Origin of the sequence: Cupriavidus sp. SK-4, from assembly GCF_000611125.1 — a bacterium.
Classification (GTDB): Bacteria; Pseudomonadota; Gammaproteobacteria; order Burkholderiales; family Burkholderiaceae; genus Cupriavidus; species Cupriavidus necator.
This window is the reverse complement of the sequence record NZ_JFJW01000138.1, coordinates 45,674-71,114: the sequence shown is the minus strand read 5'-3', so window position 1 is coordinate 71,114 and position 25,441 is coordinate 45,674. Positions and strand designations below refer to the sequence as shown.

31 protein-coding genes are annotated in these 25,441 nt (G+C 66.8%); 3 read left to right on the top strand and 28 right to left on the bottom strand.

Translation table 11 applies throughout. The features are described 5' to 3' along the window. Window positions 1–44 precede the first annotated feature (44 nt). From CF68_RS27875 to CF68_RS27835, 9 genes are all read right to left on the bottom strand, one after another. Complete coding sequence (locus CF68_RS27875) at window positions 45–752, bottom strand: fumarylacetoacetate hydrolase family protein (protein ID WP_035825278.1); 708 nt, start codon at window positions 750–752, stop codon at window positions 45–47. A gap of 31 nt (window positions 753–783) precedes the next feature. Then, on the bottom strand, window positions 784–1,722 hold the full coding sequence (locus CF68_RS27870; protein ID WP_235205904.1) for a VOC family protein: 939 nt from the start codon (window positions 1,720–1,722) through the stop codon (window positions 784–786). 55 nt (window positions 1,723–1,777) lie between these two features. After that, complete coding sequence (locus tag CF68_RS27865; RefSeq protein ID WP_235205903.1) at window positions 1,778–2,176, bottom strand: cupin domain-containing protein; 399 nt, start codon at window positions 2,174–2,176, stop codon at window positions 1,778–1,780. A 72-nt stretch (window positions 2,177–2,248) separates the two neighbouring features. Then, window positions 2,249–3,205 carry a fumarylacetoacetate hydrolase family protein gene (locus tag CF68_RS27860; protein ID WP_051591718.1) on the bottom strand — a complete coding sequence of 319 codons (957 nt, stop codon included), beginning with the start codon at window positions 3,203–3,205 and terminating at the stop codon, window positions 2,249–2,251. A gap of 12 nt (window positions 3,206–3,217) precedes the next feature. Then, the gene (locus CF68_RS27855) at window positions 3,218–3,616 is read right to left on the bottom strand and encodes a nuclear transport factor 2 family protein (protein ID WP_035825323.1); all 399 of its coding nucleotides are present in this window, start codon (window positions 3,614–3,616) and stop codon (window positions 3,218–3,220) included. Window positions 3,617–3,716: 100 nt separating this feature from the next. Beyond that, complete coding sequence (locus CF68_RS27850; protein ID WP_084187475.1) at window positions 3,717–5,108, bottom strand: MFS transporter; 1,392 nt, start codon at window positions 5,106–5,108, stop codon at window positions 3,717–3,719. A 113-nt stretch (window positions 5,109–5,221) separates the two neighbouring features. Continuing rightward, the gene (locus CF68_RS27845) at window positions 5,222–5,524 is read right to left on the bottom strand and encodes a putative quinol monooxygenase (RefSeq protein WP_051591715.1); all 303 of its coding nucleotides are present in this window, start codon (window positions 5,522–5,524) and stop codon (window positions 5,222–5,224) included. Window positions 5,525–5,614: 90 nt separating this feature from the next. Beyond that, the gene (locus CF68_RS27840) at window positions 5,615–5,914 is read right to left on the bottom strand and encodes a putative quinol monooxygenase (RefSeq protein WP_013954161.1); all 300 of its coding nucleotides are present in this window, start codon (window positions 5,912–5,914) and stop codon (window positions 5,615–5,617) included. A gap of 77 nt (window positions 5,915–5,991) precedes the next feature. Next, the gene (locus CF68_RS27835) at window positions 5,992–6,387 is read right to left on the bottom strand and encodes a nuclear transport factor 2 family protein (protein ID WP_035825271.1); all 396 of its coding nucleotides are present in this window, start codon (window positions 6,385–6,387) and stop codon (window positions 5,992–5,994) included. A gap of 227 nt (window positions 6,388–6,614) precedes the next feature. On the opposite strand from CF68_RS27835, the gene CF68_RS27830 reads away from it, so the two are divergent. Both CF68_RS27830 and CF68_RS27825 read left to right on the top strand, forming a co-directional pair. Then, window positions 6,615–7,544 (top strand): LysR family transcriptional regulator, encoded by a 930-nt coding sequence (locus tag CF68_RS27830; protein ID WP_035825269.1) that lies wholly within the window; start codon window positions 6,615–6,617, stop codon window positions 7,542–7,544. Beyond that, window positions 7,529–7,783, top strand: a complete 255-nt coding sequence (locus CF68_RS27825; protein ID WP_035825266.1) for a hypothetical protein — start codon at window positions 7,529–7,531, stop codon at window positions 7,781–7,783. Before CF68_RS27830 ends, CF68_RS27825 begins: the two co-directional genes overlap by 16 nt. A gap of 80 nt (window positions 7,784–7,863) precedes the next feature. Here CF68_RS27825 and CF68_RS37805 read toward each other — a convergent pair whose 3' ends face one another. The 15 genes from CF68_RS37805 to CF68_RS27750 all read right to left on the bottom strand — a co-directional run bounded on the left by CF68_RS37805 (window position 7,864) and on the right by CF68_RS27750 (window position 20,729). Then, entirely contained in the window at window positions 7,864–8,046 is a 183-nt protein-coding gene (locus CF68_RS37805) for a hypothetical protein (protein WP_200872600.1), read from the bottom strand. 30 nt (window positions 8,047–8,076) lie between these two features. Continuing rightward, complete coding sequence (locus tag CF68_RS27815) at window positions 8,077–8,385, bottom strand: YciI family protein (RefSeq protein WP_035825261.1); 309 nt, start codon at window positions 8,383–8,385, stop codon at window positions 8,077–8,079. 23 nt (window positions 8,386–8,408) lie between these two features. Further along, window positions 8,409–8,849: a nuclear transport factor 2 family protein gene (locus CF68_RS27810; protein WP_051591714.1), complete on the bottom strand. Its 441-nt coding sequence runs from the start codon at window positions 8,847–8,849 to the stop codon at window positions 8,409–8,411. After that, complete coding sequence (locus CF68_RS27805) at window positions 8,842–9,561, bottom strand: ABC transporter ATP-binding protein (RefSeq protein WP_035825257.1); 720 nt, start codon at window positions 9,559–9,561, stop codon at window positions 8,842–8,844. Before CF68_RS27805 ends, CF68_RS27810 begins: the two co-directional genes overlap by 8 nt. 2 nt (window positions 9,562–9,563) lie before the next feature. Then, entirely contained in the window at window positions 9,564–10,370 is an 807-nt protein-coding gene (locus CF68_RS27800; protein WP_011614952.1) for an ABC transporter ATP-binding protein, read from the bottom strand. After that, a complete protein-coding gene (locus CF68_RS27795) occupies window positions 10,367–11,314 on the bottom strand; it encodes a branched-chain amino acid ABC transporter permease (protein WP_051591713.1) in 948 nt (315 codons plus the stop codon). The genes CF68_RS27800 and CF68_RS27795 overlap by 4 nt, the downstream gene beginning before the upstream one ends. Before the next feature lie 2 nt (window positions 11,315–11,316). Continuing rightward, window positions 11,317–12,204 (bottom strand): branched-chain amino acid ABC transporter permease, encoded by an 888-nt coding sequence (locus CF68_RS27790; protein ID WP_035825255.1) that lies wholly within the window; start codon window positions 12,202–12,204, stop codon window positions 11,317–11,319. A gap of 29 nt (window positions 12,205–12,233) precedes the next feature. Further along, entirely contained in the window at window positions 12,234–13,388 is a 1,155-nt protein-coding gene (locus tag CF68_RS27785; protein ID WP_035825253.1) for an ABC transporter substrate-binding protein, read from the bottom strand. 37 nt (window positions 13,389–13,425) lie between these two features. Next, window positions 13,426–14,343: an NAD(P)-dependent oxidoreductase gene (locus CF68_RS27780; RefSeq protein WP_035825250.1), complete on the bottom strand. Its 918-nt coding sequence runs from the start codon at window positions 14,341–14,343 to the stop codon at window positions 13,426–13,428. An 11-nt stretch (window positions 14,344–14,354) separates the two neighbouring features. Next, the gene (locus tag CF68_RS27775; RefSeq protein WP_035825248.1) at window positions 14,355–15,347 is read right to left on the bottom strand and encodes a tripartite tricarboxylate transporter substrate binding protein; all 993 of its coding nucleotides are present in this window, start codon (window positions 15,345–15,347) and stop codon (window positions 14,355–14,357) included. 67 nt (window positions 15,348–15,414) lie between these two features. After that, window positions 15,415–16,053, bottom strand: a complete 639-nt coding sequence (gene leuD / locus CF68_RS27770; protein WP_035825246.1) for a 3-isopropylmalate dehydratase small subunit — start codon at window positions 16,051–16,053, stop codon at window positions 15,415–15,417. A gap of 21 nt (window positions 16,054–16,074) precedes the next feature. Further along, a complete protein-coding gene (leuC, locus tag CF68_RS27765) occupies window positions 16,075–17,490 on the bottom strand; it encodes a 3-isopropylmalate dehydratase large subunit (protein WP_035825242.1) in 1,416 nt (471 codons plus the stop codon). Between the two features lie 37 nt (window positions 17,491–17,527). Beyond that, on the bottom strand, window positions 17,528–18,472 hold the full coding sequence (locus tag CF68_RS27760; protein WP_035825240.1) for a hydroxymethylglutaryl-CoA lyase: 945 nt from the start codon (window positions 18,470–18,472) through the stop codon (window positions 17,528–17,530). Window positions 18,473–18,509: 37 nt separating this feature from the next. Beyond that, entirely contained in the window at window positions 18,510–19,721 is a 1,212-nt protein-coding gene (locus tag CF68_RS27755; protein ID WP_035825237.1) for a CaiB/BaiF CoA-transferase family protein, read from the bottom strand. Window positions 19,722–19,841: 120 nt separating this feature from the next. Next, a complete protein-coding gene (locus CF68_RS27750; protein ID WP_035825235.1) occupies window positions 19,842–20,729 on the bottom strand; it encodes a LysR family transcriptional regulator in 888 nt (295 codons plus the stop codon). Window positions 20,730–20,812: 83 nt separating this feature from the next. Between CF68_RS27750 and CF68_RS27745 the strand changes: the two genes are divergently transcribed. Continuing rightward, entirely contained in the window at window positions 20,813–21,667 is an 855-nt protein-coding gene (locus CF68_RS27745; RefSeq protein WP_035825233.1) for an IclR family transcriptional regulator C-terminal domain-containing protein, read from the top strand. A gap of 18 nt (window positions 21,668–21,685) precedes the next feature. Here the strand turns inward: CF68_RS27745 and CF68_RS27740 are convergent, their stop codons facing one another. The 4 genes from CF68_RS27740 to CF68_RS27725 form a co-directional block, all read right to left on the bottom strand. Next, the gene (locus tag CF68_RS27740; protein ID WP_035825231.1) at window positions 21,686–22,525 is read right to left on the bottom strand and encodes a protocatechuate 3,4-dioxygenase; all 840 of its coding nucleotides are present in this window, start codon (window positions 22,523–22,525) and stop codon (window positions 21,686–21,688) included. Between the two features lie 22 nt (window positions 22,526–22,547). Then, the gene (locus CF68_RS27735; protein ID WP_035825228.1) at window positions 22,548–24,200 is read right to left on the bottom strand and encodes a class I adenylate-forming enzyme family protein; all 1,653 of its coding nucleotides are present in this window, start codon (window positions 24,198–24,200) and stop codon (window positions 22,548–22,550) included. Then, a complete protein-coding gene (locus CF68_RS27730) occupies window positions 24,197–24,985 on the bottom strand; it encodes a citryl-CoA lyase (RefSeq protein ID WP_035825225.1) in 789 nt (262 codons plus the stop codon). The genes CF68_RS27735 and CF68_RS27730 overlap by 4 nt, the downstream gene beginning before the upstream one ends. A gap of 141 nt (window positions 24,986–25,126) precedes the next feature. Then, window positions 25,127–25,420, bottom strand: a complete 294-nt coding sequence (locus CF68_RS27725; protein ID WP_035825222.1) for a hypothetical protein — start codon at window positions 25,418–25,420, stop codon at window positions 25,127–25,129. Window positions 25,421–25,441 lie beyond the last annotated feature (21 nt).

Here is a 25,441-nt window from a genome sequence, read left to right as displayed (position 1 = left end):
GGCGCCTGGACCTGGCGCCATGCTTGCATGCGACTGACGCCTGGCTAGGCTGCAGGCCCAATGCGCAGGTCAATGCTGGCGACGCCTGCGACCACGCCGTGCAGGCTGTCGCCGGCACGCACCGGCCCGACGCCGTGGGGCGTTCCCGTATAGATCAGGTCGCCAGGCCCGAGGCGATAGTATTTGGAGAGATCGGATACCAGCTCCGCCACGTTCCAGATGAACATCGAGATATCGCTGTCCTGCTTCGTCTCGCCATTCACCGAGACCGCGATCCTGCCGCTTTGCGGGTGACCGATTTCCGAAACCGGCACGATCTCCGAGACGATCGCGGACTCCTCGAAATCCTTTCCCACTTCCCACGGCCGGCCCTTGTCGCGCGCGGCGAGCTGCAGGTCGCGCCGCGTCATGTCGAGCCCGCATGCGTATCCGAACACGCAGTCCCAGGCCTCGGCGGGCGACACCCTGAACGCAGGCTTTCCGATCGCGGCAACCAGTTCGATCTCGTGGTGATAGTTGGCAGTTGCCGGGGGATACGGAACGACCGAGTCCGTGTGCGTGATGGCGAACGGGCTCTTGGTGAAATAGAAGGGCGGCTCCGGCGAGACTTCCCTGCCCATCTCCCTGGCGTGGTCGGCATAGTTCAGCGCGACGCAGAAGATGCGGCGCACATGGTAAGGCTGGGTGCTGCCACGAATGGGCACACGCGGCAGCACCAGGCTTTGCGGGTCGAATTCAAGTGAGGTGTTCATGTTCGGTTTGATAGTGGTGTTAAGCGGCGGATCAGGGGACGACGCGATTCAGCAGCGCCTCGGAGGGCTCCCCGCCCCACGGCGAGACAAAGCCCTGGACGATGTCAACGCGCTTGCGTCCCGAGCTTGCGTTCAGCAGGTCGCCATGGGCGTAGTGTTCGTGAACCATCCCCCAGGGGCCGCCCCAGTAGTCGAACACCTGGTTTCCGAGCAGGTGGCGTCCAACGCCATAAAGCGGCTCGTACCCTCCCCTGGCTTGCAGGTGCTCGTGGCCGGTGAAGACATCGTCGAGGTCAACCACCTCGAAGGCGAGATGGTTCAGGCCCGCGGTGGCATTGCTGAAGAACATCGCCACGTGGTGGTCGACGAACTCGTCGCCGCAGTCGCAGCGGTTGAATGACCCCAGCACGTTGTCCGGGCTGCCCTCGTACACCTCCTCTGACGGCAGCAGGCCCAGCACATGCCAGTACCATTCCAGCGTCTCCTGCAACCGGGGGGTGAAGATGACGGCATGGCCGAAGCTCCTGACCCGGGCGGGCCCCATGTGGATCCGGTCCAGTACGCCGACCGTCCTGCCTTGTTCCGGATGGCGATGCGTGATCGGAAGCTCAGGCAGTGGCGCGATGCCGTGGACGACTTCGATCAGGTAGCCATCGGGGTCGCGCAGGCGCACGCGCTTGCCGCCACCGGGCGCGTCGATCGGCTCCACCGCGGAGGCGCCAGGCACCCGCGTCAGCTTCTCCAGGTCTGCCTCGCTGCCCGCGCGGTAGGCCATGCCCAGGAAGGCAGGGCTGCCCTTTTCCGTCACATGGATGTATTGCGCGGGCCCGGTGCCGCGCATGTACAACGTATTCTCGTTGCGCGCGACGCGCACCATGCCGAAATCGAGCAGGAATGCCTCCATCCGGTCCAGATCCGGTGCGCGCAGCCGCCCGTATGCAACGCCGGTTGCCTTGATGATGCTCATCATGTCTCCAGGTGTTGGCTGGCCGCTCGTGGGCGGCCGAGCCTTGTGCTGATTGTTGCTAAGCCGCCTCGGTCTCGGATTCGAGCGTGCTGAAATTGCCCGGCGAAATGACCTCGAGGCATTCGAAATCAGCCGACCAGTCCAGCGCGCCGTGCGTCAGGCCGCCAGGCTGGTACATGCAGTCGCCGGCCTTGAGCGTGACTTCGCCGTGGCCCTCGTGCCAGAGCTTCATCCATCCCTTGAGCATGTAGACGACCTGCAGGTCTACGATGTGCCGGTGACCGCCGATGGGCGACTCCATCGACGCGGTGGCACGAATCAGGTGCACCAGGTAGCGGCCGCTGGTTGCCTTGCGCATGCCGAGATCGCAATACTCGAAGAAGCCCCGTCGTCCATCGCTTTCCCAGCTCAGATCCTCGCCTCTGAGGATCGTCAGTTTCTCCACGTCTTCCATCATGTCTCCTTGTCCAGTTTCCAGAAGATTTGCGCCCGTGCGGGTTGCCGTGCCAGACCCGCAGCCCGCCCGACGCTATGCCACCGGATTGGCCAGCGTGCCAAGTCCGGCGATCTCGATTTCGATGCGGTCCCCTCGCTTGAGATAGACCGGCGGCGTGCGGCCGGCGCCAACGCCTTCCGGGGTGCCGGTGCTGAAAATGTCCCCCGGCTGGAACCGGTACCATTTCGAGAAATACGAGATAAGCCTGGGAATCCGGCAGATGAGATCGCTGGTGCCGCTGTCCTGCATGACCTTGCCGTTCACGCGCGTGGTGATCGCCAGGTCGTGGGGATCCGCGATCTCGTCAGCGGTAGTCAGGACCGGTCCGCATGGCGAGAAGCTGGGCAGGTTCTTGCCGAGGATGTTCCGGTCCCATGCGCGGATGGACTGGAAGCGCTCGGTCGAGGAGAACACCTCGGCTACCCAGTTGCGCGCCGACACGTCGTTGACGATGGTGTAGCCGGCGACATACTGCATCGCCGACGCCTCGTCGACGTTATGGCAGGTCCGTCCGAACACGAAGGCGAACTCGCCTTCGAAGTCGACCTGGTCCGGAAACTGCGGCGGAATCAGGATTGGCTTCTCGTGGCCCGTCAGCGTGTCGGCAGGCTTGATGAAGGCGGTAGGATTTTCCGGCAGCGGCACGTCCGGATACTCGCGCATATGGCGACCGTAGTTGCCGGACGCCGCCAACAACAGGCGCGGTTCCGGGATCGGGGCCAGCAGCGGCGTTCCATGGAACGACACCAGTGCCCCTGTTTCACTGAGCTGGGCGCTCGCGTGGTCGCTCATTTCCTCGACGGCGCGCCGGCACTGATCGACCAGCGCCAGTGCGGGAGCGCCGCCTTCGAGAATGCCGCGCACATCCGCAGGGATAAGCTTCGCCACGCCAAGATGCCGGCGCAGCAGGATCAGGTCGAGGATATTCCCATCGCTCATCAGCAGGCCGGGATGGCCCTTTTCCCCACAGTCGATAGTCACGAATTTCATCTTGCTGTCTCCTTATGCCTGCGCCTTTTTGCCAGTCGGTATGGACGCCCACCCAACCATCTGCCAGCCAAAGGAAGCCAACACCCAGACGCTCTGGAAGAGGCTGTCGATCAGCCGCTTCTCGCCACTGGACATGCCCTGGATCGCAATGTGGCCGTGAACCACCGCGGTATCCCCGTACACCTGGACCGCTGCCGCCGTGCGCTTGATGTCGAGGTACTTCACCGCCCCGCTCGCGATGGAGGCGAGGTATTGCTGCTTGTCGTCCTGCCTCGCGCTGCCGTGGATGTAGACCAGGTCGCCGCCCAGCAGGCGGTCCAGGCCTGCCATATCGCCGCCGATCATCGCGGCATGCCGCTGGTCGTCGGCATTGAGGACCGAGGTGATCTTGCTTTTGGTTTCGTCTTTCATATCGCTCTTCCAGGCCATCGGATGAAGGCTGACATCCGATGGCTATTTTTTGCTTATATCAATAGATCTAATGTGCGGACCATGGCCGCCGGTTATCGTGTCATTGCGCCATGGAATCCGCCACCGATCCGCCTGTCTTCGGGTCCGTCAACGCGCGGCTGCCGGCGCCTGACTGGCCGGGGGAATGGGCAGGAATCAGCCAGATGGCCAGTGCAGAGACCGAGCAGATGGCAGCCATCACCATCAGCGGCACCGTCAGACTGCCGGTCCGCTCCTGGCCGACCCCCATCAGGTAAGGCCCGATGAAGGAACCGAACGACGCAACCGTGTTGACCAGGGCCAGCCCGCACGCGGCGCTCTGCCCGACCAGCAGCGTGGACGCCAGCGCCCAGGCGGGCGGAAAGCACGCGAACAGGAAGGCGCAGGCAACGCTGAGGCCGGCAATGGTGATGTAGATGTTGGTGCTTGACTGGACGCTGATCACGAAGCCCAGCGCTCCCACGAGGACGGCAAAGCAGAAATGCCCGCGACGCTCCTGGAAATAGTCGGACGAATAGCCGAGCACCAGCGTCACCAACACGGTGCCAATCCAGGGAATGGAGGAGATCAGGCCGATGTTGCGAAAGCCGCTGACGCCGGCCGACTGCACCATCGTGGGCAGCCAGAAGACGATGCCGTACAGGCCGAGATAGCCGCCCGCCATGATTGCGCCGAGCGCCCACACGCGCCAGTCCTTGAACGCCAGGAACCAGCCGCCCGACTCATGCCTGGAGGCACGATCCCTGGCGATTGCGTCGAGGACGACGCGCTTCTCATGTGCACTGAGCCACTTTGCGTCCTGGGGCTTGTCCGCGACCAGCAGGAAGAACACGAAGCCCATCAGGATCGCCGGGATGCCCATGACGACAAACAGCCATTGCCACCCGGCCAGCCCGGCCGTGCCGGACATCGACTCCAGGATCCAGCCGGACAACGGGCCAATGAACAGGTTGCTGATCGGGAACACCAGCAGCAGCAATGCCATGACCCGGCCAAAGCGCGCCCGCGGGAACCAGCCGGACAGGTAATAGACGATGCCGGGGTAGAAGCCCGCCTCCATGAGGCCCAGCAGGAACCGGGCCATATAGAACTGCTCCGGCGTGCGCACCAGGATCGTCCCGACCGTGACGATGCCCCAGCTCACCATGATCCTGGCAATCCATTTCTTCGCACCCACGCGCGCCAGGATGACGTTGCTCGGCACTTCGAACAGCAGGTAGCCGAGCGAGAAGATCCCGGCGCCAAAACCGTAGGCCGCGGCTGACAGGCCGAAGGCCTCGGTGATCTGCAACTTGGCAAAGCCGACAATGAAACGGTCGAACAGCGCAATCATCGAACAGATGAACAGCAGCGGAAGGATGCCTCGCGTCACGCGCCGGAATACCTTGTCCTCTTCTTCCTTGCCGATCTCCGCCGGCAAGCTTGTCCTGATAGTCGAATCAGAATTGATCATGGTGAACCCTTCTCTTTCTGGATGAGCCAGCCCTTGCCGGGACGCCGGCAAGGGACGGTGAATCGCGTGGCAATACCCAAAGACCGGCATGCCAGCCCGGGACAGCTTCCGCCTCAGGGCGCGACGCGCTCGTAGATCGCCAGGTCGTGCTCGGCGAACAACGGGATGCCCTCCTGCAGGAATCTCTTGAAATGCGGCGTCTGCTGATGCGCCTGCAGCGCCGCCAGATCCCGGTAGACCTCGTAGACGACAATGCGCTCGTCGCTGTCCTCGGCGATCGTGACATCGAACTGCAGGCAACCGGCTTCGGTCTGCAGTGCCGCCATGCGGTTTTTCTCCAGCTCATCCAGCAGTTGCTGCCGCTTGCCGGCCTGCGGCTGGCAGGCCACCACCACCACTTGCTTTCTCTCGCTCATCAGTGTCCCCTCTTGCTTGTTGTGTATTGCTTCGCTTCGCCGGGCGGGCGACCTGTCGCGTGCCGCCCGAACCGCCTCAGCCGCGCCGGGTCACGGTGCCGTGCGTGACAGCCGCACCGGCTGCCGCACTTCGAGAAGCGGCGCGCCTTCGGTCACCCATCGCTTGTGGTGAGCGGTCTGCGCGTGTGAATCGATCGCCGCCTGGTCCCGGTAGACCTCGTAGTACATGATCTTGGTCGGATCGTCCTTGTCGACGCTGACGTCGAAATGCAGGCAGCCCGGCTCCGCGCGGGAGGCTTCCGCATTCGCCAGCAACTCCGCCATCAGCTCCTTCACCTTGTCGCTCCGGATCCGGCAGTTCACTGCCAGGACCACGTTCTTTTCGCTCATCGCTTCTTCTCCTTCAGTAGATTGATCTGCTCACAGACCGTACTGCCTGGCGCAGGCGCGCCAGGCACGAATGTCCATCACGCGGACGTGAACGCTTGCGGCACAGACGCCCAGGCCGCCATTTGCCATTGCTTGTCCGACCTGACCCACACGCTCTGGAACAGGCCGGTCATGCCCTTGCGGCTGCCCTCGCGCAACACACTGAGCGAAAGCTGTCCGTGCATGACGGCGGTCGGCCCATAGACCTGCACGACTGCCTCTGACCGCTTCAGCTCGACGTATTTGACGAGACCGCTCGATACCGCCTTGAGATAGGCAGCCTTGTCTTCCGTACGCGCAGTCGCATGCGTATAGACCAGGGACTCCGCAAGCAACGCATCCAGCGCGGCCACGTCGCCGGCCAGCATGGCCGCATATCTCGCGTCATCCGCCGCCATCACCGCCGCAATGTCGGCGCTCATCTTCTCGTTCATCTCCACCACCTTTTCGAGGTTTTCAGGGTTGCCCCGGACAATGTTCCGGGCCGTAAAATTAATGATAATATTTATATACTCTTATAAGACAAGATCAATCAGGGATTCCCCGCGATGCCCGGCCTCGGGCGGCGCGAGCCTCACATATTCGCTTCGCCCGGCAACTGAAATTCGACGGCCAGCGCTCGCGAATCAACGACTTCGATACAGCCACCTCGTCACTTCTCATGGATATCAAGCAACTCCGTGCATTGCTGGCCGTCGCAGAAACCGGCAGCACGACCAAGGCGGCGGAACGCCTGCACATCGTCCAGCCCGCCGTCTCCCGCCACATCCGGCTTCTCGAGGAGGAGCTGGGCGTCGAACTGTTCGAGCGCGAACGGCACGGCATGCTGCTGACCGATGCCGGCAAGACCCTCGCGGAGTACGGCCGGCGTGCGCTGCGCGAACTGGATCGCGCCAGGGCGGAGATCCAGCCCGCCGCGGGCCTGGTCTCAGGCACGGCGGACATTGGCCTCCTTCCCAGTTGCGGCGAACTCCTGGCGCCGGAACTGGTTGCCACGCTAAGGGACCGGCATCCGCAGCTGGGCGTCCGCCTGACGGTAGGCTATGCCGGGCATTTGCGGCAGTGGCTCGAGTCGGGCGACGTGGATGCCGCGCTGATGTATGACGACAAGTCGGTCACGGGCCTGCAGGTGCAGGCCTTGCTCGACGAGCAGCTGTACTTGGTGGGGCGGCCAGGCACGCTGCCACAGGCCGGGCCGCTTTCCGTCATGGACCTGGAGGGACTGGCGCTGGTGCTGCCGAATCCGCCGCATGGTCTTCGCAATGTGGTGGAGCATGCTTATGCCGTCTCCGGTATCGACCTCGTTATTGCCGCCGAAACCAATTCGCTCAGCGTGCAGAAGTCGCTGGTAGCGAAAGGCTTCGCCCATACCATCCTGCCAAGTTCCGCCATCTCCGACGACCTGGCGCGTGGCACCCTGGCCGCCACGCCCATTGCCTCGCCGGCCCTGTCTCGCCGCATCCTTCTCGCGCGGCTTGCCACGCGCACCCAATCCACCGCCGCCTCCTGCGCGACCGCGGCGCTCGTGTCGCTGATGAAGCGCCTGGTGCAGGACGGCATCTGGCGCGGTGCGACATGGATCGGCGCGTAAAAAAAATCGCCATGACATCGCGGCTGCTCACGGGGTGCCAGCGGATCGCGAAAGGATTGGCCGGCGGCGCCTCCGTATTGATCCAGACACTTCTGGTCTGCCTGGCAAGAGGTTCGGACCTGGATTTGTCATCGGAAATACGCGGCATTCGCTTCGGTGGATCAGTGGTCATGATCTTAGAACTGATATTCATCGAAGGTGAAATTCAACTTGCTGATCTGAAGGATCAGTTAACGTGATACCGGGCGCCGCGACGCAATCCTGTATTTCAGAGACGAGTTGGCAAGAAGGCCGGATCGCTGCACCAGGACAGCGCGGTTCAGCGCTTAGATGTCGCCGTCGGACCAGCCGCGGCCAATGCCTTCAGCTCGGGGGTGTTGAAGAAGTGCTCGCGCGCACAGGCGCCGTCCCTCGACTTGGAGGTCTGGTGGTCGGCGTCGACGCATTCCATCGTCCGCCGCGCCAGGATGCCGGCCTTGTCGCCATTCACCGCCTGATCCATGCCCCGCATCACGCCAGGCGCGCCCGGGCATCAAGCCGGATCCAGGACGTCCGACCTCGGCTGGAACCGGTGGATATGAATCGTCTGCCAGACGCCGGCCTGATAGAACGGATCGGACCGGTTGAATGCGATCACGGCCTCCTTGCTCCTTGCCCGGACCAGGAACAAGCTGCCGATCATGTGCTCACCGCCGTCGGACATCAGCGGGCCGCGCAGCACGCATTCGACAGGCGCCGCGGCCAGGTAGGCACGGTGCGCGTCATGGCTTGCCAGCCGGCGCGGCAGCGCGTCGGCATGGTCCAGGCAATGGATGATGAAGTACGTGTCGTCCGGGTCCATCGGCGCTGCTCCGCATGCTGCCATCAAGAGGCTCCTGGCACAGGCGGCGCGCTCGCGGCCGGCATCGGCGTCGAGGCCCAGGCCAGCATCTGCCACGCGCCCTGATGGCGCCTCCACACGCTGAGAAAGCGGTTGTCGAGCGTGCGCTCCGCCCCGTCCACCACGGCCCTGAGCAGGGCCTTGCCCTGCATCACGGCCATGTCGCCGTAGATCGCCTGCCCCACCTCCGCCAGGCTCGCATGCAGGTAGCGCACCCGCCCGCTGCGGATCGAGCCGAGGTACTCCGCCTTGCTCTCGCGCAATGCCGAGGAGTGCGTATAGGAAAGCTCGTCGGCCAGCAGGGCATCGAGCGCAGCCAGGTCGCCGGACAGCATGGCGCGATACCGTGCCTGATCGGCTTGCGTGAGTGCGGCAAGGTCCGCGGGTTCGCCCAGTGCCATCGTTGTGGTCTCCAGGTCAGCCATGAAGGTAAGCCTTCACCAGGGTCTTGTCGTTCAGCAGGGCCTGCCATTCGCCGCGCCGGACTTCATGGATCACGCGCCCCACCGACAGCACATAAGCGCGATCCGTCATCTCCGCGGCGATCGCCACGCTTTGTTCGACCAGCAAGATGCTCAGCCCGCGCGCGCGCAGCTGGTTCAGCACCGCCAGGATCTCCTTGACGATGCGGGGCGCCAGGCCGGTGGTGAGTTCATCCATGATCAGCAGGTCGGGCTGGAGCAACAGTGCGCGCGCAATCGCCACCATCTGCTGCTGCCCCCCGGACAGCAGCCCGACCGCGCTGTCGGCGCGTTCGCGCAGCAGCGCAAACAGATCGCATACATCGTCATAGGTGTAGCGCAGCGCGCCGCCGCGGGCGCGCTTGCCGGCCTGCTCGGCCAGGCGCAGGTTGTCGCGCACCGACAGCTCGGCAAACAGGTTGCGGTTTTCCAGCACTACGCCGATGCCGTGCTTGAAGCGGCGATGCCCGGGGACATGGCCGATCTCCGCCCCGTCCTTGACGATGCTGCCGGCCATCGGCCGGATCAGGCCGGCCAGCGTGCGCACCAGCGCGGTCTTGCCGGCGCCGTTGGCACCCACCACCGCCACCGCCTCGCCCGGCGCGACCGTCATTTCGATATCGTGCAGCACCGGTACCGCGCCGTAGCCGGCGCGCAGGCCTTTCACGTTCAGCATGGTCAGACTCCCAGATAGGCTTCACGCACGCGCGGGTCGGCCTGCACCTCGTGCAGCGCCCCGCTGGCGATGATTTCACCGTAATAGAGGACATGGGCCGTGCCGCAGATCGTCATCAGCCCCATGTCGTGCGAGACCAGCAGGATGGTCATGCCCTCCTGGTGCAGGCGCACGATCCATGCGCGCAGCAGTTCGATCTCTTCGCTGTTCAGCCCCGACGACGGCTCGTCCAGCAACAGCAGTTCCGGATTGCCGATACAGGCACGCGCCAGTTCGACGATGCGCCGCTGGCCGGCCGGGAGGGTGCCGGCCCGGTGCTGCAGCAAGCGCTCCAGCCCGAATTTGCCGGCACATGCCAGCGCCGCATCGTGCATGGCCGCCAGCTCGCGGCGCGACGCCGGCGTGCGCAGCATCGCCTGCAGCACGCCCGCGTGGGTGGCCTTGTGACAGCCTGCCATCAGGTTCTCGAGCACGGTCATGTGCTCGAACACCTGCGGCGTCTGGAAGGTGCGCACCAGGCCGGCGCGGCTGCGCTGCTGGACGGTGTCGGCGGTGATGTCCCGCCCCGCCAGCGACACCTTGCCCCCCTTCGGGCGCAGGAAGCCGGAGACGATATTGAAGCAGGTGGTCTTGCCGCTGCCGTTCGGGCCGATCAGGCCGACGATATGGCCGGCCGGCACGTCGAAGCTGACATTGCGCAGCACCTCCAGCCCGCCGAAGCTGTGCGCGACCGCGTCGAGGCGCAGCAATGCCTGCGCCGGGCGCACGGCTTGTGGCGCCGTGCCAAAAGCAGGAACGGGATGGTTCACCTTGCCTCCTTCAAGCCGCGCATGCGCTGCAGCGCACCAGCGATGCCGCCCATCATCCCGCCGGGCATCAGCGTGACCACCAGCACCAGCACCGCGCCGAACAGCACCTGGTGGAAATCCCCCAGCCCGCTCAGCAGTTCCGGCACGAGCGAGACGAACAGCGCACCAAGGATCACGCCATAGGTCGAGCGGGCACCCGCCACCACCGGCACCAGCAGGAACACGATGGAGCGCTCCACCGTAAAGCTCTGCACGCTGACGAACGACACATAGTGGGCAAACAAGGTCCCGGCCAGCGAGCCCAGCATGGCCGACAGCACGAACATCGAGGTCTTCAGCCGGTGCATGTCCACGCCCAGCACCTGCGCCGCCGGCGCGGCATCGCGCATGGCCCGCATGGCCAGGCCCGGGCGGCCCTTGACCAGGTTGTCGACCAGCCACAGCAGCACCGCGAGCAGCGGCCAGACGAAGTAGTAGTAGCGCTCCGGGGTGTCCAGCACATAGCCGAACCAGGACAGCTTGGGTATGCCGCCGATTCCCAGCGTGCCGCCGGTCAGCCAGTCCCACTCGAAGAACAGCACGTTGGCGATGCTTCCCACCGCCAGCGTCGCCAGCGCCAGGAAGAAGCCGCCCAGGCGCAGCACCGGCATGCCGATGGCCGCAGCCAGCGCGGCGCTGATGACCAGTCCGGCAGCCGCACCGGCCAACGCCGGCCAGCCCAGCGCCGTGGTGCAGTACGCCGAGGCATATGCGCCGATGCCGTAGAACGAGGCCTGCGCCAGGTTGACGATGCCGCACTGCCCCAGCAGCAGGCCCACGCCAAGGCCGCCCACGGCCAGGGTGGCGGCGAAGTTGAGCAGGTCGACGTGGTGCCGCGACAGCAGCTGCCCCGCCACCACCCACAGCAACACGCCAGCCAGGATGAACGCGCGTGACGGGTTCATGGTTATCCTCCCTTGCGCCCGGCCCGGCCCAGCACGCCGTTGGGCAGCAGAATCATGATGACGATCAGGATCGACAGCGCGATCACGTCGCGATAGCCGGACGGGAAACCCACCACCGCCAGCGATTCGGCCAGGCCGAGCAGCAGGCCGCCCGCCACGGCCCCGAGCGGATTGCCCAGGCCGCCGAGAATGGCCGCGGCAAAGCCCTTCAGCGTGAGGCCGATGCCCATCTGGTAGTTCATCGACAGCAGCGGCGTGACCAGCACGCCGGCGATCGCCCCGAACCCGCCGCCAAGCAGGAACGTGTACGTGCGCATGCGGCGCACGTTGATGCCGGTGGTGGTGGCGCCATCCGGATCGAGCGAGGCGGCGGTCATGGCCAGGCCGGTCAGGGTCCTGGTGTAGAACAGGCGCAACGCACCGACCAGCAGCACCGCAATGCCGATCAGCGCCAGCGCATGCACGGGCGTGGTGGCGCCGAACAGCTCCACCACCCCCTCCCCGCCGAGCGCCGGCAGCAGGTGCGAATCCCGGCCGCCGAAGTAGAGCGCCGCGGCCGACAGCGCAAAGGCCAGGCCAATGGTCAGCAGCAGGAAGCTCTCTTCGCCGGCGCCGCGGCGCAGCATCGGCCGCACGAACAGCACGTCGATGGCCAGGCCGCTGGCGGCGCCGGCGGCAATGCCGCCGGCAATCGCCAACGCATATGGCAGGCCCAGCGCCTTCAGCGCGAACACCGCCACCAGCGCGCCGATCACCGCGAACTCGCCCTGCATCGCATTGACGATGCGCGTGCCCTTGAAGATGATGGCCATGCCCACGCCGATCAGCGCGTAGACGAAGCCATTGGTGATCCCGGACAGGATCGCCTGGAATACGAGGGTGGTGGACATACCAGCTCCTTTCCCGCGACCGTCGCAGGCTATGGTTTGGCCTTGTAGGGCAGCCGCTCGAACTGACCCTTCTGCAGCTTCGAGTACGTGAAGCCGGCCAGCGTCATGCCGCCCATGTCGGGCGCGGCGAAGTCGTAGCCGCTGGTGACGCCCTGGTAAGGCCGGCGCAACGCGCTGCACAGCTTGTCGCCCGGCGCATCGGCACCGGCCGCCTTCAGGCCTGCGGCCAGGGCCATGACCGCATCCCAGCCCACCGCCGAGAAATGCTTGGGCAGCTTGCCGTACTCCTTGCGGAAGGTCTCGACGAATTCCTTCTGCCCCGGCAGCGGGTCCTCGGACACGATGAACTCGGGATGGATGATGTTGTCCGCGGCCTCGCCCATGGCCTTGACGGTCTCGTAGGTAGCCGTGCCATGCACGGAGATGATGGGAACGCCGACCTTCAGCTGGCGCACGTTGCGGAACGGCGCGGGCGAGGTCGAGATGACGATGATGGCATCCGGCGTGGCCGCCTTGATCTTGGCCGCCTGCGTGGTGACATCGGTGGCAGCGATCTCGAACTTCTCCACCTGGATGAAGCTGACGCCGTACTCGCGGTCCAGCGTCTTCAGGCTGGTCCATACCACCTGCCCGTAGCCCGAGTCATGCAGCACGCCGACGCGCTTCAGGCCGTTGTCGCGCGCATAGGCCAGCACGGCACGCGCGTTGAGCTCCTGCGACGGCGTCAGGTGGAACACACAGTGGCGTTCGCGCTCCACCGCGGGCCCCAGTCCCGAGAACGAAAACAGGGGCACATTCTGTGCCTGTGTGATGCCGCCGATGGCAACCGTCTGTGCAATGCCCGATGGCCCGACGATGGCGCGAACCTTGTGCGTATGGAGCAGCGCGTTCGCCTTGGCGACGGCGGAATCCGGGCTGGAGCCGTCGTCTTCGACAATCATTTCCAGCGGCCGCCCGCCAATACCCCCACGGGCATTGACGACCTTCTGCGCCAGCAGCGCGCCTTCGCGCTCGGCCTGGCCCACGGCGGCAAGGCCGCCGGTGATCGAGAACAGGCCGCCGATGCGGACCGGTTCGGCGCCGGGCTTGCCCTGGGCCAGCACCGGCGGCATCGCCAGGGCCAGGGCAAGCCCGGTGGCGACGAACAGGGCGCGTGGCGCCCGGGTGATCGGGTTGTGGTTCATGTCTCCATCCTTTTTTATAGGTATCGGGTTGGCCCGATTACACTGCGCCGGGCTCGCCTGCCCACTCGAGCACATCGGCCAGCGCGGCGATGTCGAGATGGTCCTGCCGGTGCTGCTGCATCAGCGCCAGGTATTGCCGCACCAGCGACGACATCGGCAGCGCGACCGCGTTGTCGCGGGCCACCGCCAATGCCAGGTCGAGGTCCTTCACCACCAGCGAGATCGGGCCGACGGCGGCGTAGTCGCGCTGCTTGAGCTGCTCTGCCTTGGTGCGGTAGTGGGCGCTGCCGACGATGCTGTCGTTGATCGCATCGACCATCAGCGCGCGGTCCAGCCCGGCGCGCGCGCCGAAGGCCAGCCCTTCGCCGATCACCGCGGTGCTCATGAACACCATCATGTTGATCATCAGCTTGATGACACGGGCCTCGTCCGCGCCGCCCACGTAGGACTGGCGCGCGGTCAGGCAGGCCAGGATGGGCTGCACCGCGTCGAAGGCCGGCCGCGGCCCGGACACGAAGCAGCTCAGCTGCGCGCTGGCCGCCAGCGATACCGTGCCCGACACCGGCGCGCGCAGAAAAGCGGCGCCGCGCCGCGCAAGCGCGGCGGCCACCTCTGCCGAGGCGTCGGGCGAGACCGTGCTCATGTCGACAAAGACCTTGTCCGCGGTCGCGGCCCCGGCAACGCCGCCAGGGGCCAGGAACAGGTCGCGCAGCCCGTCATCGTCGAAGATCGTTGAGAACACCACATCGGAGTCCGCCACCAGTGCCTGCGCGGCAGGCGCCACCGCGGCCCCTGCTGCGGCCACCGCCTCGCACTGCGCCGGCACCCGGTCAAAGACCGTGAGCCGGTAGCCGGCTTTCAGCAGGTTCAGGCACATCGGCCGGCCCATGGCGCCAACCCCGATCCATCCAAGCCGCGGTGATTGCACCGCGTGTGCGTTGCTTGTGTTGGTCATGGCCCGCCCCCCTACTCGACCCTGACGCCGGACAGCTCGACCAGCTTGCGGGTCTGGCGGGTCTGCGTCTCGATGTACTGCGAAAACTGCGCCGGGCTCAGCTTCATCGGCACCATGCCCTGCGCGGCGAAGTGCTTCTCGACGAAGTCCTTGTCGTCCAGGATCTCGCGGATGGTGGCGTTCAGCTTGTCGACCACCGCGCGCGGCACCTTGGCCGGGGCCAGCACGCCGTAGACGGCCGAGATGTCCATGTCCTTGTAGCCGGCCTCGGCAAAGGTGGGCACCTGCGGCAGCGCGCGCGTGCGCTTGTCGCCGCTGACGGCGAGCACCTTGAGTTTCTTTGCCGCAACAAAGCTCTGGATCGTCGGCAGCGCCGGGAAGGTCATCAGGATCTGGCCGCCGACGACGTCTGCCACCGCCGGCGCCGAGCCCTTGTACGGCACGTGGACCAGGTCGGTGCCGGCCAGCTTGTTGAACAGCGCGCCCATCAGGTGCGGCTGGCTGCCGCTGCCGAACGAGCCGTAGCTGAGCGCTTGCGGGCGGCCCTTCGCATACGCGGCCAGGTCCTTGACGCTGTCCACCGGCAGGCTGCCCGATACGGCCATGACCAGCGGCACGTAGCCGATCGTCGCCACCGGGGCAAAGTCGCGCGCGACGTTGTACGACACGGACGGCAGCACCACCGGGTTGAGCACGAAGGTGGCATCGTTGGTCAGCAGCAGCGTGTAGCCGTCGGGCTGCGCCTTGGCCACCGCGTCGGCGCCGATCACGGTATTGGCACCGCTCTTGTTTTCCACCACCACCGGCTGGCCCAGCTTCTCGGACATGCGCTGCGCCAGTTGCCTGGCGATGATGTCGGTGGTTCCGCCCGGTGCGTAAGGCACCACCATGCGGATCGGCTGCGCGGGATAGGTCTGCGCCAGTGCGGGGGCCGTGCCTGCCAGGCAGGCCAGGCCGAAGGCTGCGGCACGCAGCGCGTGGGTCGTATGAAATTGCCAGGACATAGGGTCTCCATCCATTGTCTGTGTCGACGGTGCCGGCTCGGACGGCCGGCTGCCGCCAGGGGATCATTCAGTCAAAGAGCCAGGGCTCGACTTGCCGCCGCGCCTGTTCGTAATCCCGGATCTGCCCGGCATGGCGCAGCGCCAGCGCGATATCGTCCAGGCCGTTCAGCAGGCAGTGCTGCTTGAACGGATCCAGCGTGAAGGCAATGGCCTCGCCCGACGGCGTCACCACCTGCAGCGCGGCCAGGTCCACCTGCAGCCGGTAGCCCGGCGTGGCCGCGGTCTCGGCGAACAGGCGCTCGACCACGTCCGGCGCCGCCACGATCGGCAGCAGGCCGTTCTTCAGGCAGTTGTTGTAGAAGATGTCGGCGAAGCTGGGCGCGATCAGCGCGCGCAGGCCGAAGTCCTCCAGCGCCCACGGCGCATGCTCGCGCGATGAGCCGCAGCCGAAGTTCTCGCGCGCCAGCAGGATCGAGGCGCCGCGGTAGCGCGGCTGGTTCAGCACGAAATCCGGGTTGAGGGGCCGGCTGCTGCAGTCCTGCCCAGGCTCGCCGTGGTCCAGGTAGCGCCAGTCGTCGAACAGGTAGGGGCCGAAGCCGCTGCGCCGGATCGACTTCAGGAACTGCTTGGGCAGGATGGCGTCGGTATCGACATTGGCTCGGTCCAGCGGCGCCACCAGGCCGTCCAGCGTGGTAAAGGCTCTCATTGCTCGGTTTCCTCCGGTGGTCTACAGCGAGCGAACATCGATGAAGTGGCCCGCCACCGCGGCCGCGGCCGCCATCTGCGGGCTGACCAGGTGGGTACGCCCGCCCGGCCCCTGCCTGCCTTCGAAATTGCGGTTGGAGGTGGAAGCGCAGCGCTCGCCGGCCACCAGGCGGTCATCGTTCATGCCCAGGCACATCGAGCAGCCCGGTTCGCGCCATTCGAAGCCGGCGGCGATGAACACCTGGTCCAGCCCCTCGGCCTCGGCCTGCGACTTGACCAGCCCGGAGCCCGGCACCACCAGCGCCTGCCTGATGCGCGGCGAGACATGGCGCCCGCGCAGCACCGCCGCCGCCGCGCGCAGGTCTTCCAGGCGCGCATTGGTGCATGAGCCGATGAATATTTTGTCCAGCGCGACCGCCTCGATCGGCGTATTCGGCAGCAGGCCCATGTAGTCCAGCGCCTGCTCGATGCTCTTGCGCCGCACCGGGTCGCGCTCGTCGCGCGGATCGGGAATGCGCTCGCCGACGGCCACCACCATTTCCGGCGAGGTGCCCCAGGTCACGTGCGGGCGGATCGCGGTGGCATCCAGCTCCACCACGGCATCGAAGGCGGCGCCCGGATCGCTGCGCAGCGTGCGCCAGTAGCCGGTGGCGGCGCCCCACATCGCACCGGCCGGTGCCTGCGGGCGGCCGTCCAGGTAGGCCAGCGTGGTTTCATCCACCGCCACCATGCCGGCGCGCGCACCCGCTTCGATCGCCATGTTGCACACGGTCATGCGCGCCTCCATGCTGAGGCCGCGGATCGTGCTGCCGGCAAACTCGATCACGTGGCCGGTGGCGCCGGCGGTACCGATGCGGCCGATCAGCGCCAGCGCGATGTCCTTGGCGGACACGCCACGGGGCAGCTCGCCCTCCACCTGCACCAGCATCGACCTGGGCTTCTTCATCCACAGGCATTGCGCGGCCAGCACCTGCTCGACTTCAGAGGTGCCGATGCCGAAGGCGAATGCTGCGAACGCCCCATGCGTGGACGTGTGCGAGTCGCCGCAGGCAATGCTCATGCCGGGCAAGGTGGCGCCGCGCTCCGGACCGACCACGTGCAGGATGCCCTGGCGCGGATCGTCCATGCCGAAGTTGACGATGCCGGTGTCCGCGCAGTTCCGGTCCAGGGCCTCGACCTGCGCCCGGCTGACCGGATCGGCAATGCCCAGCTTGCGCGCGGTGGTCGGCACGTTGTGGTCGGCCGTTGCCAGCACGGAAGCGGCGCGCCACACCTTGCGCGCGTTCAGGCGCAGGCCTTCGAAGGCCTGCGGGCTGGTCACCTCGTTGACCAGGTGGCGGTCGATATAGATCAGCGCGGGCCCGTCCGGCTCCTGGTGGATCACGTGGCTGGCCCAGAGCTTGTCGAGCAGGCTCGCCGGGCGGTCGGGTTCAGTCATGGGGGTCTCTCCTTGTATTTCTCGTGGCGGACGCGGGTTACCTTGCGCCCACCCATTCAGGCACCGGATGCAGCTCGGTGCTCTTGCCGGCCTTGACCACCTGCCCGGATATATCGTGTCCGACCAGCGCCGGCAGCTCGCGCGCCGCGCCAAGCAGCCGGTCCAGGTCGACACCGGTGTCGATGCCGGACGACTCCAGCATGTGCACCAGGTCTTCCGTGCAGATGTTGCCGGTCGCGCCCGGCGCAAAGGGGCAGCCGCCCAGCCCGCCCAGCGACGCATCGAAACTGTCCACGCCCGCCGCCAGGCCGGCCAGCACATTGGCCAGGCCCATGCCACGCGTATTGTGGAAATGCAGGGTCAGCGGCACGCCCGGGAACCAGCGCAGGAACGCCTCGACCAGCTTGCTCACCTGGCGCGGGTCGGCCATGCCGGTGGTATCGGCCAGCGTGATGCTGTCCATGCCCAGCTCCAGGTAACGGCCCGCGGCCCACTTCACCCGTTCCGGCGCGATCTCGCCTTCGAACGGGCAGCCGAACGCGGTCGCCACGCAGCCGCTGACGGCCAGCTCGGCCGACTGCGCCAGCTGCATCACGCCGCGGAACTGCTCCAGCGACTGGTCGCAGGTCATGCGCATATTGGCCAGGTTGTGCGTCTCGCTGGCCGACATCACCAGGTTGATCTCGTCGAGGTCGCACTCCAGTGCGCGCTCGCAGCCGCGCGCATTTGGCACCAGCGCGGTGTAGACCACGTCCGGTTGGCGGCGGATGCCTTTCGCGACCGCCTCGGCATCACGCAGGTTCGGGATCGCCTTGGGCGAGACAAACGAGGTGATCTCGATCCTGGCCAGTCCGGTTTCGGAGAGGCGGTCGATCAGCGCGATCTTCTGTTCGGTGGGGACGAATTCAGGCTCGATCTGGAAGCCGTCGCGCACGGACACTTCATTGATGCGCACGCGCCGGGGGGCGTTAGGAAGCCACATGGTTCTTTCCTTTCTTTCCTTTTCGTAGGGGGCGGGCTCAGACCACACCAGCGGCGCGCAGCGCGCGCAACTCGTCGCCGGCAATGCCGATGCCCGCCAGGATCTCTTCGGTGTGCTGGCCCAGTTCGGGGCCGATCCACCTGGTGCGTCCCGGGGTCCCGCTGAGCTTGGGCACGATGCCGGACAGCTCCACCGGCGAGCCATCGGGCAACTGGTGCGGCTCGATCATGTCGCGCGAGCGGTAGTGCGCGTCGCTGCTGATCTCCGCCGCGGTGTAGATCTTTCCGCAGGGCACGGCCACGGCTTCCAGCGTTGCCAGCACCGTGTCGAGGTCATGCGCGGAGGTCCAGGCGGTGATGGCGTCGTCGAGCATGGCGTTGTGCTGCACGCGCCCGTCGTTGTGTGCCAGGCGCGGGTCTTGGCCCAGGTCGTCGCGCCCGATGGCGGCCATGAAGCGCCGGAAGATGGCATCGCCGTTGCCGGCGATGATCACGTACTGGCCGTCCTGACACCGATACGTATTCGACGGCGAGATGCCCGGCAGGCTGGCGCCAGAACGCTCGCGCACATGGCCGAACTTGGCGTACTCCGGCACCAGGCTCTCCATCACGGCAAACACCGACTCATAGAGCGCCACGTCGACAAACTGCCCTTCGCCCTGGTTGGCGCGCAGGTGGTGCATGGCCAGCAAGGCGCCGATGACGCCATACAGCGACGCCAGCGTGTCGCCGATGCTCACGCCCGAGCGCACCGGCGGCCGGTCGGGATAGCCGCTGACATAGCGCAGCCCGCCCATCGATTCCGCAATCGCGGCAAAACCGGGGCGGTCCTTGTAGGGTCCGGTCTGGCCGTAGCCGGAGATGCGCACCATGACCAGCGCGGGGTTCACCTTGCGCAGGTCTTCCCAGCCCAGGCCCCATTTCTCGAGCGTGCCGGGGCGGAAGTTCTCGATCACGATATCGGCTTCGGCCACCAGCTTGCGCACGATCTCCTGGCCCTGCGCCGAACGCAGGTCCAGCGTCAGCGACTTCTTGTTGCGGCTCTGGCTATACCACCAGAGCGAGGTGCCTTCATACAGCTTGCGCCACTTGCGCAGCGGATCGCCGTCCTTGGGCGATTCGATCTTCAGCACTTCGGCGCCGAACTGCGCGAGCAGTCCGCCCGCATACGGGCCTGCAATCAGCGAGCCGAGTTCGATCACGCGGACGCCCTGCAGCGGCATCGTTCCGTTGTTCGCTTCGTTAGCCATGGCGGTTTGCTGCTCCTGTGGATACGGTGGTCTTGATGCAAGATTGGAAGAACTCGCGCGCGCGGTAAAGCAACCATTGGCGAGCCCGCCATCGCGAAAAACGATGGCAGCGCTGGCGCGCTATTCGTCCTCGCGCAGCCGGTCAACCAGCAGCCGCGCCACCGCGGACAGGCCCTCATACGCACGCACGCCGATCACCAGCTGGCGCGCGGCCCATGGTTCATCGAGCGCGACGGTGTGGATGCCAAGGGTCTGCTGGTAAGGCCCGGCGCTGGACCTGGGCAGGATCCCCAGGCCCAGTCCCGCCTGCACCATCAAGCACAGCGCGTCGTAGCCAGGCACGTGGATGCGCGGCTTGAACACGCGGCCGGCCTCGCTGGCGGCCTTGGCCAGCTGCAGATGGATCTGGCTGCCTGCGTGCAGGCTGACGAAGTCGTAGTCGAAGGCCTCGCGGATGGTCACCGACTGCCGCCCGGCCAGCGGATGCGCGCCGGGCACCACCACGACCAGTTCGTCGCGCCGGTAGGGGAACGTCTCCAGTTCCGCACCCACCGCACCCGCGGTGAAGATGCCGATGTCCGCGGCGTTCTCGGCCACCGCGCGCACGATGGCGGTGCTGACGCGCTCTTCCAGGTGCACGTCGATCAGCGGGTACTCGGCCAGGAACGACTTGAGCTGCGCCGGCAGGAACTGCGTGATGGCCGAGATATTGGCCATCACCCTCACCTGCCCGCGCAAGCCGCCGCCGTAGTCGCGCATGCGCACCAGGATGTCATCCAGGTTGTGCAGCACGCCGCGCGCCAGGTGCGCCAGCTCCATCCCTGCCATGGTCGGTTGCACGCCCTTGTTGCTGCGCATCAGCAAGGCCGTGCCCAGCCCCTGCTCCAGCTCGCTCACGCGCTTGCTGACCGCGGCCGCGGCCAGGTGCGCGTGCTCCGCGGCCGCGGCGATGGAGCCGGTTTCGGCCACGGCGACAAACAGGCGCAGCGAAGTGGGGTCGAGTCTCATGATGCGGTGTCTCCCGGATCCGGTGGCCTGCGGTGGCCCCGGCCCTTGTGTTGCAGGCGGTCTGTTGCAGCTAAAATACGGTCATGACCTCCGCCGCCAAACCATCCGCCCCCGTCGACAACGACGCTCCGCCGAAGCTCGAGGAAGGCCACCGCGACTACGTCGCGGCGCTGGCGCGGGGCCTGGCGGTGATCCAGGCCTTTACCGAGACCACGCCGGAACTGACGCTGAGCGAAGTGGCGCAAGCCACCGGCATGACGCCCGCGACCGCGCGCCGCGCGCTGCTGACGCTGCAGGCGCTGGGCTATATCGGCGCCAACGGCCGCCGCTTCGTGCTGCTGCCCAAGGTGCTGTCGCTGGGCGCCGCCTTCCTCAGCTCGATGAACCTGCGCGACATCGTGCAGCCGTTCCTGCAGGAGGTGGCCGAGCGCTTCCGCGATTCGGTCTCGCTTGCCATCCTCGACGGCGACAGCGTGGTCTACCTGGCGCATGTGCCCAGCCGCAGGCGCATCGCCTTCCGCGCTTCGGTGGGTTACCGGCTGCCGGTCCATTGCACCTCCCTTGGCCTGGCCTTGCTGGCGCACGCGCCCAAGGCCCAGCAGAACAAGATCCTCGACAAGGCGCCGTTCCAGAAATTCACCCCGCTGACACTCAGCGATGCCGACGCGCTGCGCGCGGCGCTGGCACGCGCGCTCGAGCAGGGCTATGCCATCCAGGACAGCCAGCTGGAGCTGGGCGTGCTGTCGATCGCCGTGCCGGTGCGCGATCCGCAACAGCGCGTGATCGCCGCCATCAACTGCTCCACCGAAACCGAGCGCACCAGCGCCGACGAACTGGTCGCCACCCGGCTGCCGGCGCTGCGCGAAGCCGCCGCATCGATCGAGGCGGCGATCCGGCGCGCACCGGCGCTGGCGCACTCCATTACCGCCGCGTCCTGAGCGGCTCCGCGCGCTCGCTTACTGCGCCGTTTCAGGCTGCAGCACGATATCCAGGTTGACCAGCTGGTAGCCGTCGCGCTCCGGGTGCGGCAGCGCGTCGACGATGTGGTCGTCGATGGTTGAGAAGATGCAGTCAACCGGATTGGCCGGATCACCGGCGAAATACAGCTGCGACGTCAGCGTCCGGTAGCCAGGCTGCATCACCCGGTAGTGGATGTGCGGCGCGCGCTGCCGGTTGCGGCCCAGCCGCTTCATCAGCACGCCCACTTCGGTATCCTCGCGCCCGATGATGTAGCCACCCGGGCGGATGGTGAACACCTGGAAGCTGCCATCGGCCTCGCAACGCAGCTTGCCGCGCAGGTTGTCTTCGGACTGCGAGTCGTCTTCGTTCTCATAACGGCCAAACTGGTTGGGCTGCCATACGATCATCATCGCGCCCGGTACCGGCTGGCCGGTGGCGGCATCCAGCACGCGGCCGCGCACCTCCAGCCGCTGGCCAGGCTCGTCCTCGGTGGCGATATGGCACGGGTTGGAGCCTTCGGCGATCTCGTCCTTGGGGAACGGACCGGTCACGTTCTGCGGCGTGGCGTGGTCATCGGTGCGTGCCAGGTCCAGCGCGCGCATGGTCAGGCCCATCATGTCGCACAGCATGACCAGCTCATCCTGTTGCGCCACCTTGCCCATCCAGGTGGCGATCCGGTAGAGCTGCTGGTCGGTCAGCTTCAGTTCGTCCAGCATGGCGTGGAAGTGCTTGAGCGCCACGCGGAACTGCGCCTGCAGGACCGGGTCCGCGCCGGGCGCGTCCTCGCACATGGCATCGAAGGCGCGTTGCAGGGTGTAGTTGGCGGGGTTGTTCATTGTTGTCTCCGGTGATTCTGTGTCAGTGGCTGGCGGCGGCCATGTCGATGGCGCGGGCGAACAGGGTCCCATCCGCTTTCAGCTTGTGCTTGGCCGGCTTGTGCGTCGGGGTGTGCGGAATGGCATCCACCACAACGACATAGCGCGGCAGCTTGTGCACGGCCAGCCGGTCGCGTGCCCAGGCGAGCAACTCGCCCGGCTCGACCGACTGCCCGGTGCGGAACTGCACCGCCAGCAGGATCTCTTCTTCGCCCAGGTCCGCCGGCACGCCGATGGCCGCCGCTTCCTCGACTGCGGGGTGCTCGCCGAAGACCCGGTCGAGCTCGGCGCCGGACACGTTCTCGCCCTTGCGGCGGATCACGTCTTTCTTGCGCGCGACGAACACGTAGTAGCCATCACTGTCCTGGCGCACCAGGTCGCCGGTGGCAAACCACCCGTCGCGGAACGCGGCCTCGGTCTGCGCGGCGTCGCGGTAGTAGCCCTGCATCAGCGTCGGGGTGCGGATCAGCAGTTCGCCCGCGGCGCCGGGTGCCACGTCGTGGCCGTCGTCGTCGACGATGCGCGCCTCGGGCACCGGCACGGCCGGGTCCGGGTGCGGCGAGATCAGGCCCATGGTGCCGAGCTTGTGCGGGCCGTTGAACGGATTGGCGATGACGCCGGGGATTTCCGTCATGCCGTAGCACTCGATCAGGCGCGGCACGTGGAATTCCTGCTTCATCACCCGCACCATCTCCTGAGTCTGCGGCGCAATGAACATCTTGGTGATGCGATGGCCCGGAACGAATTCCGCGCGCGGGCGCCGCGCCAGGATGCTGCCGGCGGCAGCCACCAGGTTGACCTCGGTCGCGCCGCTCTCGGCCGCGAAGCGCCAGAACGACGACGCCGAGAAGCGGCGCATCAGCACCAGGCAGCCGCCGCAGGCCAGCGCCCCGCCCACCGAATACATCAACGCATTGATATGGAACAGCGGCATCACGCACATCACGCGCTCGTCCGGCTGCAAGTGCAGGCGGCCGACAAAGGCCTCGGCGGTCAGCACGTAGCCGCGATGGCTGTGCATGGCGCCCTTGGGGAAGCCGGTGGTGCCGGAGGTGTAGATGATCAGGGCGGTGCTGCGGTCGCTGTCGACGCCCGGCGCAGCATTGGCCGGCTGCGCCGCATGCGCCGCGATCGATGCGGCCAGCGTCGGCACGCCGTGATCGCCGTCCTCGTTGGCGCGCAGCCAGACGTCACCGCCCAGGTCCGCGGCCACGGCCGCGCCGGTTGCCAGCGTGCCGGGCGCGCAGACCAGGCCGCACACCTGCGCGTGCCGGAATACGTACAGCGCCTCGTCGAGCCGGTACTCGGGATTGGCCGGCACCATGGTCGCGCCGATACGGGCCAGCGCGAACATCAGCACCACGGTGGACGGATGGTTGGTCGAGAGCACGCCGACACGGTCGCCGGGTCCGACTTGCATCGCCCGCGCCAGCCAGTCCGCGGTGAGGCCGATCCGTTGGTCCAGCTGGCGATAGCTCCAGGTCTCGCCCTCGAACACAAGCGCCGGCTTGTCCGGGTGCGCCGCCACGCGGGCGGCGAGGAAACCGGTCAGCGTGGCATCGTGGGCGCGGTACTGCCTGAGCACATCGAGCGGCGCCACCAGCGCGTCGCGGGCAAGGGGTGCGGGCGGCTTCATGATGCTTGCGCCGGCGCGGCGCTGTAGGTGATGGCGTGTTCGGCGGCGTCGGCCAGGATAAAGCCGATGGGCTGCGCGCGCTCTTCCTGCAGGTGGGCGATCAGGCTCGCCACGCGGGCCAGCATCGGCACGCCCTTGAGCGCGCTGGCGGGATAGCCGGCATCGAGCAACACCGCGGGGATCGCGCCCGACACATTGAGCGGCAAGGCCTTGCTGTAGTGCTCGGGGACCGCCGCGGCCACCGCCTCGAGCGCGGCGACGTGGTCGCCCGTGATGCCGAGTTCACGCGCGAATGCCAGCAGGCGGTGCGCACGCGGATCGCCCTGCTTGTGCGTGGGGTGGCCGAAGCCCGGCAGCGGCTGCCGCGCCTGCCGCAAGGCCCGCACCACCGCATGCGCGCTGTCTGCCAGCGTGCCGGTGTCGCGGCCGGCCAGCACTTGCGCCAGCATCTGCCCGGCGGTTTCCGAGGCCCCCAGGATCACCGAGCCGCAGCCCAGCACGCCCGCGGCCACCGCGCCCTGCAGGGCGTCGGGGGCGGCGGCGAGCGTCATGCGCGCGGCCTGCACCGACGGCACCAGCCCGTGTTCGGCAATGGCGACCAGGCAGGCATCGGTGATGGCCACCAGCTTTTCGTCCGGCTGGCGGCCGGTAAGCAGGAAGAGAAAGTAGGCAGTAAAGCCGATCTTGCCGATCAGTTCCTGGCTGAGATCCTTGCCATGCACCGACACCCCGTGGAGATCCACATGGGCAATGGCGGTGTGGCCGGTGCGTTTGGCATCCGTCACGTTGTCTCCTATTTTTTGCGCTACACGCAATCTACTGCGGTATACGAATTATTTTAGGGCGTGCCACGGTGCATTGCAAGGTCGGGAATACCTGCACCGGGAGCCAGCTGGCACTGCGCCAGGCACAGCGCCGGCACATCATCAGGCACGGTCCGACGGATCGGTCTCCCCGATCCGGGCGAGCGCGCCATCGGTGAAGGGATCGACCCCGCGTACCGCGCCGTCCAGAAACGGATCGGCCTTGCGCGCTGCCACCTTGCGGAACTGCTCATCCACCAGCCGGCCCGGCTGCGAACGCTGCACCGACCCGGCCGACGGGATCGAGCCATGTGCCGCACGCGCGCCATCGGTATAGACATCGGGCGACCGCACCGCGGCCTGGGCCGCCGAAGCCATCACCAGCACCACTGCTGCGCCAAACATTGCCGTTTTCATCACTTGCTCCTGTTTAAGCAT

Bases quoted from the DNA above. Each gene is read 5' to 3' on its own strand.
- CF68_RS37805 (WP_200872600.1), bottom strand. From the start codon at position 8,046: ATGGATCAGGCGGTGAATGGCGACAAGGCCGGCATCCTGGCGCGGCGG.
- CF68_RS27855 (WP_035825323.1), bottom strand. From the start codon at position 3,616: ATGAAAGACGAAACCAAAAGCAAGATCACCTCGGTCCTCAATGCCGAC.
- CF68_RS27805 (WP_035825257.1), bottom strand. From the start codon at position 9,561: ATGCTGAACGTGAAAGGCCTGCGCGCCGGCTACGGCGCGGTACCGGTG.
- CF68_RS27725 (WP_035825222.1), bottom strand. From the start codon at position 25,420: ATGAAAACGGCAATGTTTGGCGCAGCAGTGGTGCTGGTGATGGCTTCG.
- CF68_RS27780 (WP_035825250.1), bottom strand. From the start codon at position 14,343: ATGACCAACACAAGCAACGCACACGCGGTGCAATCACCGCGGCTTGGA.
- CF68_RS27860 (WP_051591718.1), bottom strand. From the start codon at position 3,205: ATGAAATTCGTGACTATCGACTGTGGGGAAAAGGGCCATCCCGGCCTG.
- CF68_RS27760 (WP_035825240.1), bottom strand. From the start codon at position 18,472: ATGTGGCTTCCTAACGCCCCCCGGCGCGTGCGCATCAATGAAGTGTCC.
- CF68_RS27745 (WP_035825233.1), top strand. From the start codon at position 20,813: ATGACCTCCGCCGCCAAACCATCCGCCCCCGTCGACAACGACGCTCCG.
- CF68_RS27865 (WP_235205903.1), bottom strand. From the start codon at position 2,176: ATGATGGAAGACGTGGAGAAACTGACGATCCTCAGAGGCGAGGATCTG.
- CF68_RS27825 (WP_035825266.1), top strand. From the start codon at position 7,529: ATGGATCGGCGCGTAAAAAAAATCGCCATGACATCGCGGCTGCTCACG.
- CF68_RS27775 (WP_035825248.1), bottom strand. From the start codon at position 15,347: ATGTCCTGGCAATTTCATACGACCCACGCGCTGCGTGCCGCAGCCTTC.
- CF68_RS27755 (WP_035825237.1), bottom strand. From the start codon at position 19,721: ATGGCTAACGAAGCGAACAACGGAACGATGCCGCTGCAGGGCGTCCGC.
- CF68_RS27740 (WP_035825231.1), bottom strand. From the start codon at position 22,525: ATGAACAACCCCGCCAACTACACCCTGCAACGCGCCTTCGATGCCATG.
- CF68_RS27815 (WP_035825261.1), bottom strand. From the start codon at position 8,385: ATGGACCCGGACGACACGTACTTCATCATCCATTGCCTGGACCATGCC.
- CF68_RS27875 (WP_035825278.1), bottom strand. From the start codon at position 752: ATGAACACCTCACTTGAATTCGACCCGCAAAGCCTGGTGCTGCCGCGT.
- CF68_RS27795 (WP_051591713.1), bottom strand. From the start codon at position 11,314: ATGAACCCGTCACGCGCGTTCATCCTGGCTGGCGTGTTGCTGTGGGTG.
- CF68_RS27835 (WP_035825271.1), bottom strand. From the start codon at position 6,387: ATGAACGAGAAGATGAGCGCCGACATTGCGGCGGTGATGGCGGCGGAT.
- CF68_RS27830 (WP_035825269.1), top strand. From the start codon at position 6,615: ATGGATATCAAGCAACTCCGTGCATTGCTGGCCGTCGCAGAAACCGGC.
- CF68_RS27870 (WP_235205904.1), bottom strand. From the start codon at position 1,722: ATGATGAGCATCATCAAGGCAACCGGCGTTGCATACGGGCGGCTGCGC.
- CF68_RS27840 (WP_013954161.1), bottom strand. From the start codon at position 5,914: ATGAGCGAAAAGAACGTGGTCCTGGCAGTGAACTGCCGGATCCGGAGC.
- CF68_RS27850 (WP_084187475.1), bottom strand. From the start codon at position 5,108: ATGATCAATTCTGATTCGACTATCAGGACAAGCTTGCCGGCGGAGATC.
- CF68_RS27790 (WP_035825255.1), bottom strand. From the start codon at position 12,204: ATGTCCACCACCCTCGTATTCCAGGCGATCCTGTCCGGGATCACCAAT.
- CF68_RS27735 (WP_035825228.1), bottom strand. From the start codon at position 24,200: ATGAAGCCGCCCGCACCCCTTGCCCGCGACGCGCTGGTGGCGCCGCTC.
- leuC (WP_035825242.1), bottom strand. From the start codon at position 17,490: ATGACTGAACCCGACCGCCCGGCGAGCCTGCTCGACAAGCTCTGGGCC.
- CF68_RS27845 (WP_051591715.1), bottom strand. From the start codon at position 5,524: ATGAGCGAGAGAAAGCAAGTGGTGGTGGTGGCCTGCCAGCCGCAGGCC.
- leuD (WP_035825246.1), bottom strand. From the start codon at position 16,053: ATGAGAGCCTTTACCACGCTGGACGGCCTGGTGGCGCCGCTGGACCGA.
- CF68_RS27810 (WP_051591714.1), bottom strand. From the start codon at position 8,849: ATGGCTGACCTGGAGACCACAACGATGGCACTGGGCGAACCCGCGGAC.
- CF68_RS27750 (WP_035825235.1), bottom strand. From the start codon at position 20,729: ATGAGACTCGACCCCACTTCGCTGCGCCTGTTTGTCGCCGTGGCCGAA.
- CF68_RS27785 (WP_035825253.1), bottom strand. From the start codon at position 13,388: ATGAACCACAACCCGATCACCCGGGCGCCACGCGCCCTGTTCGTCGCC.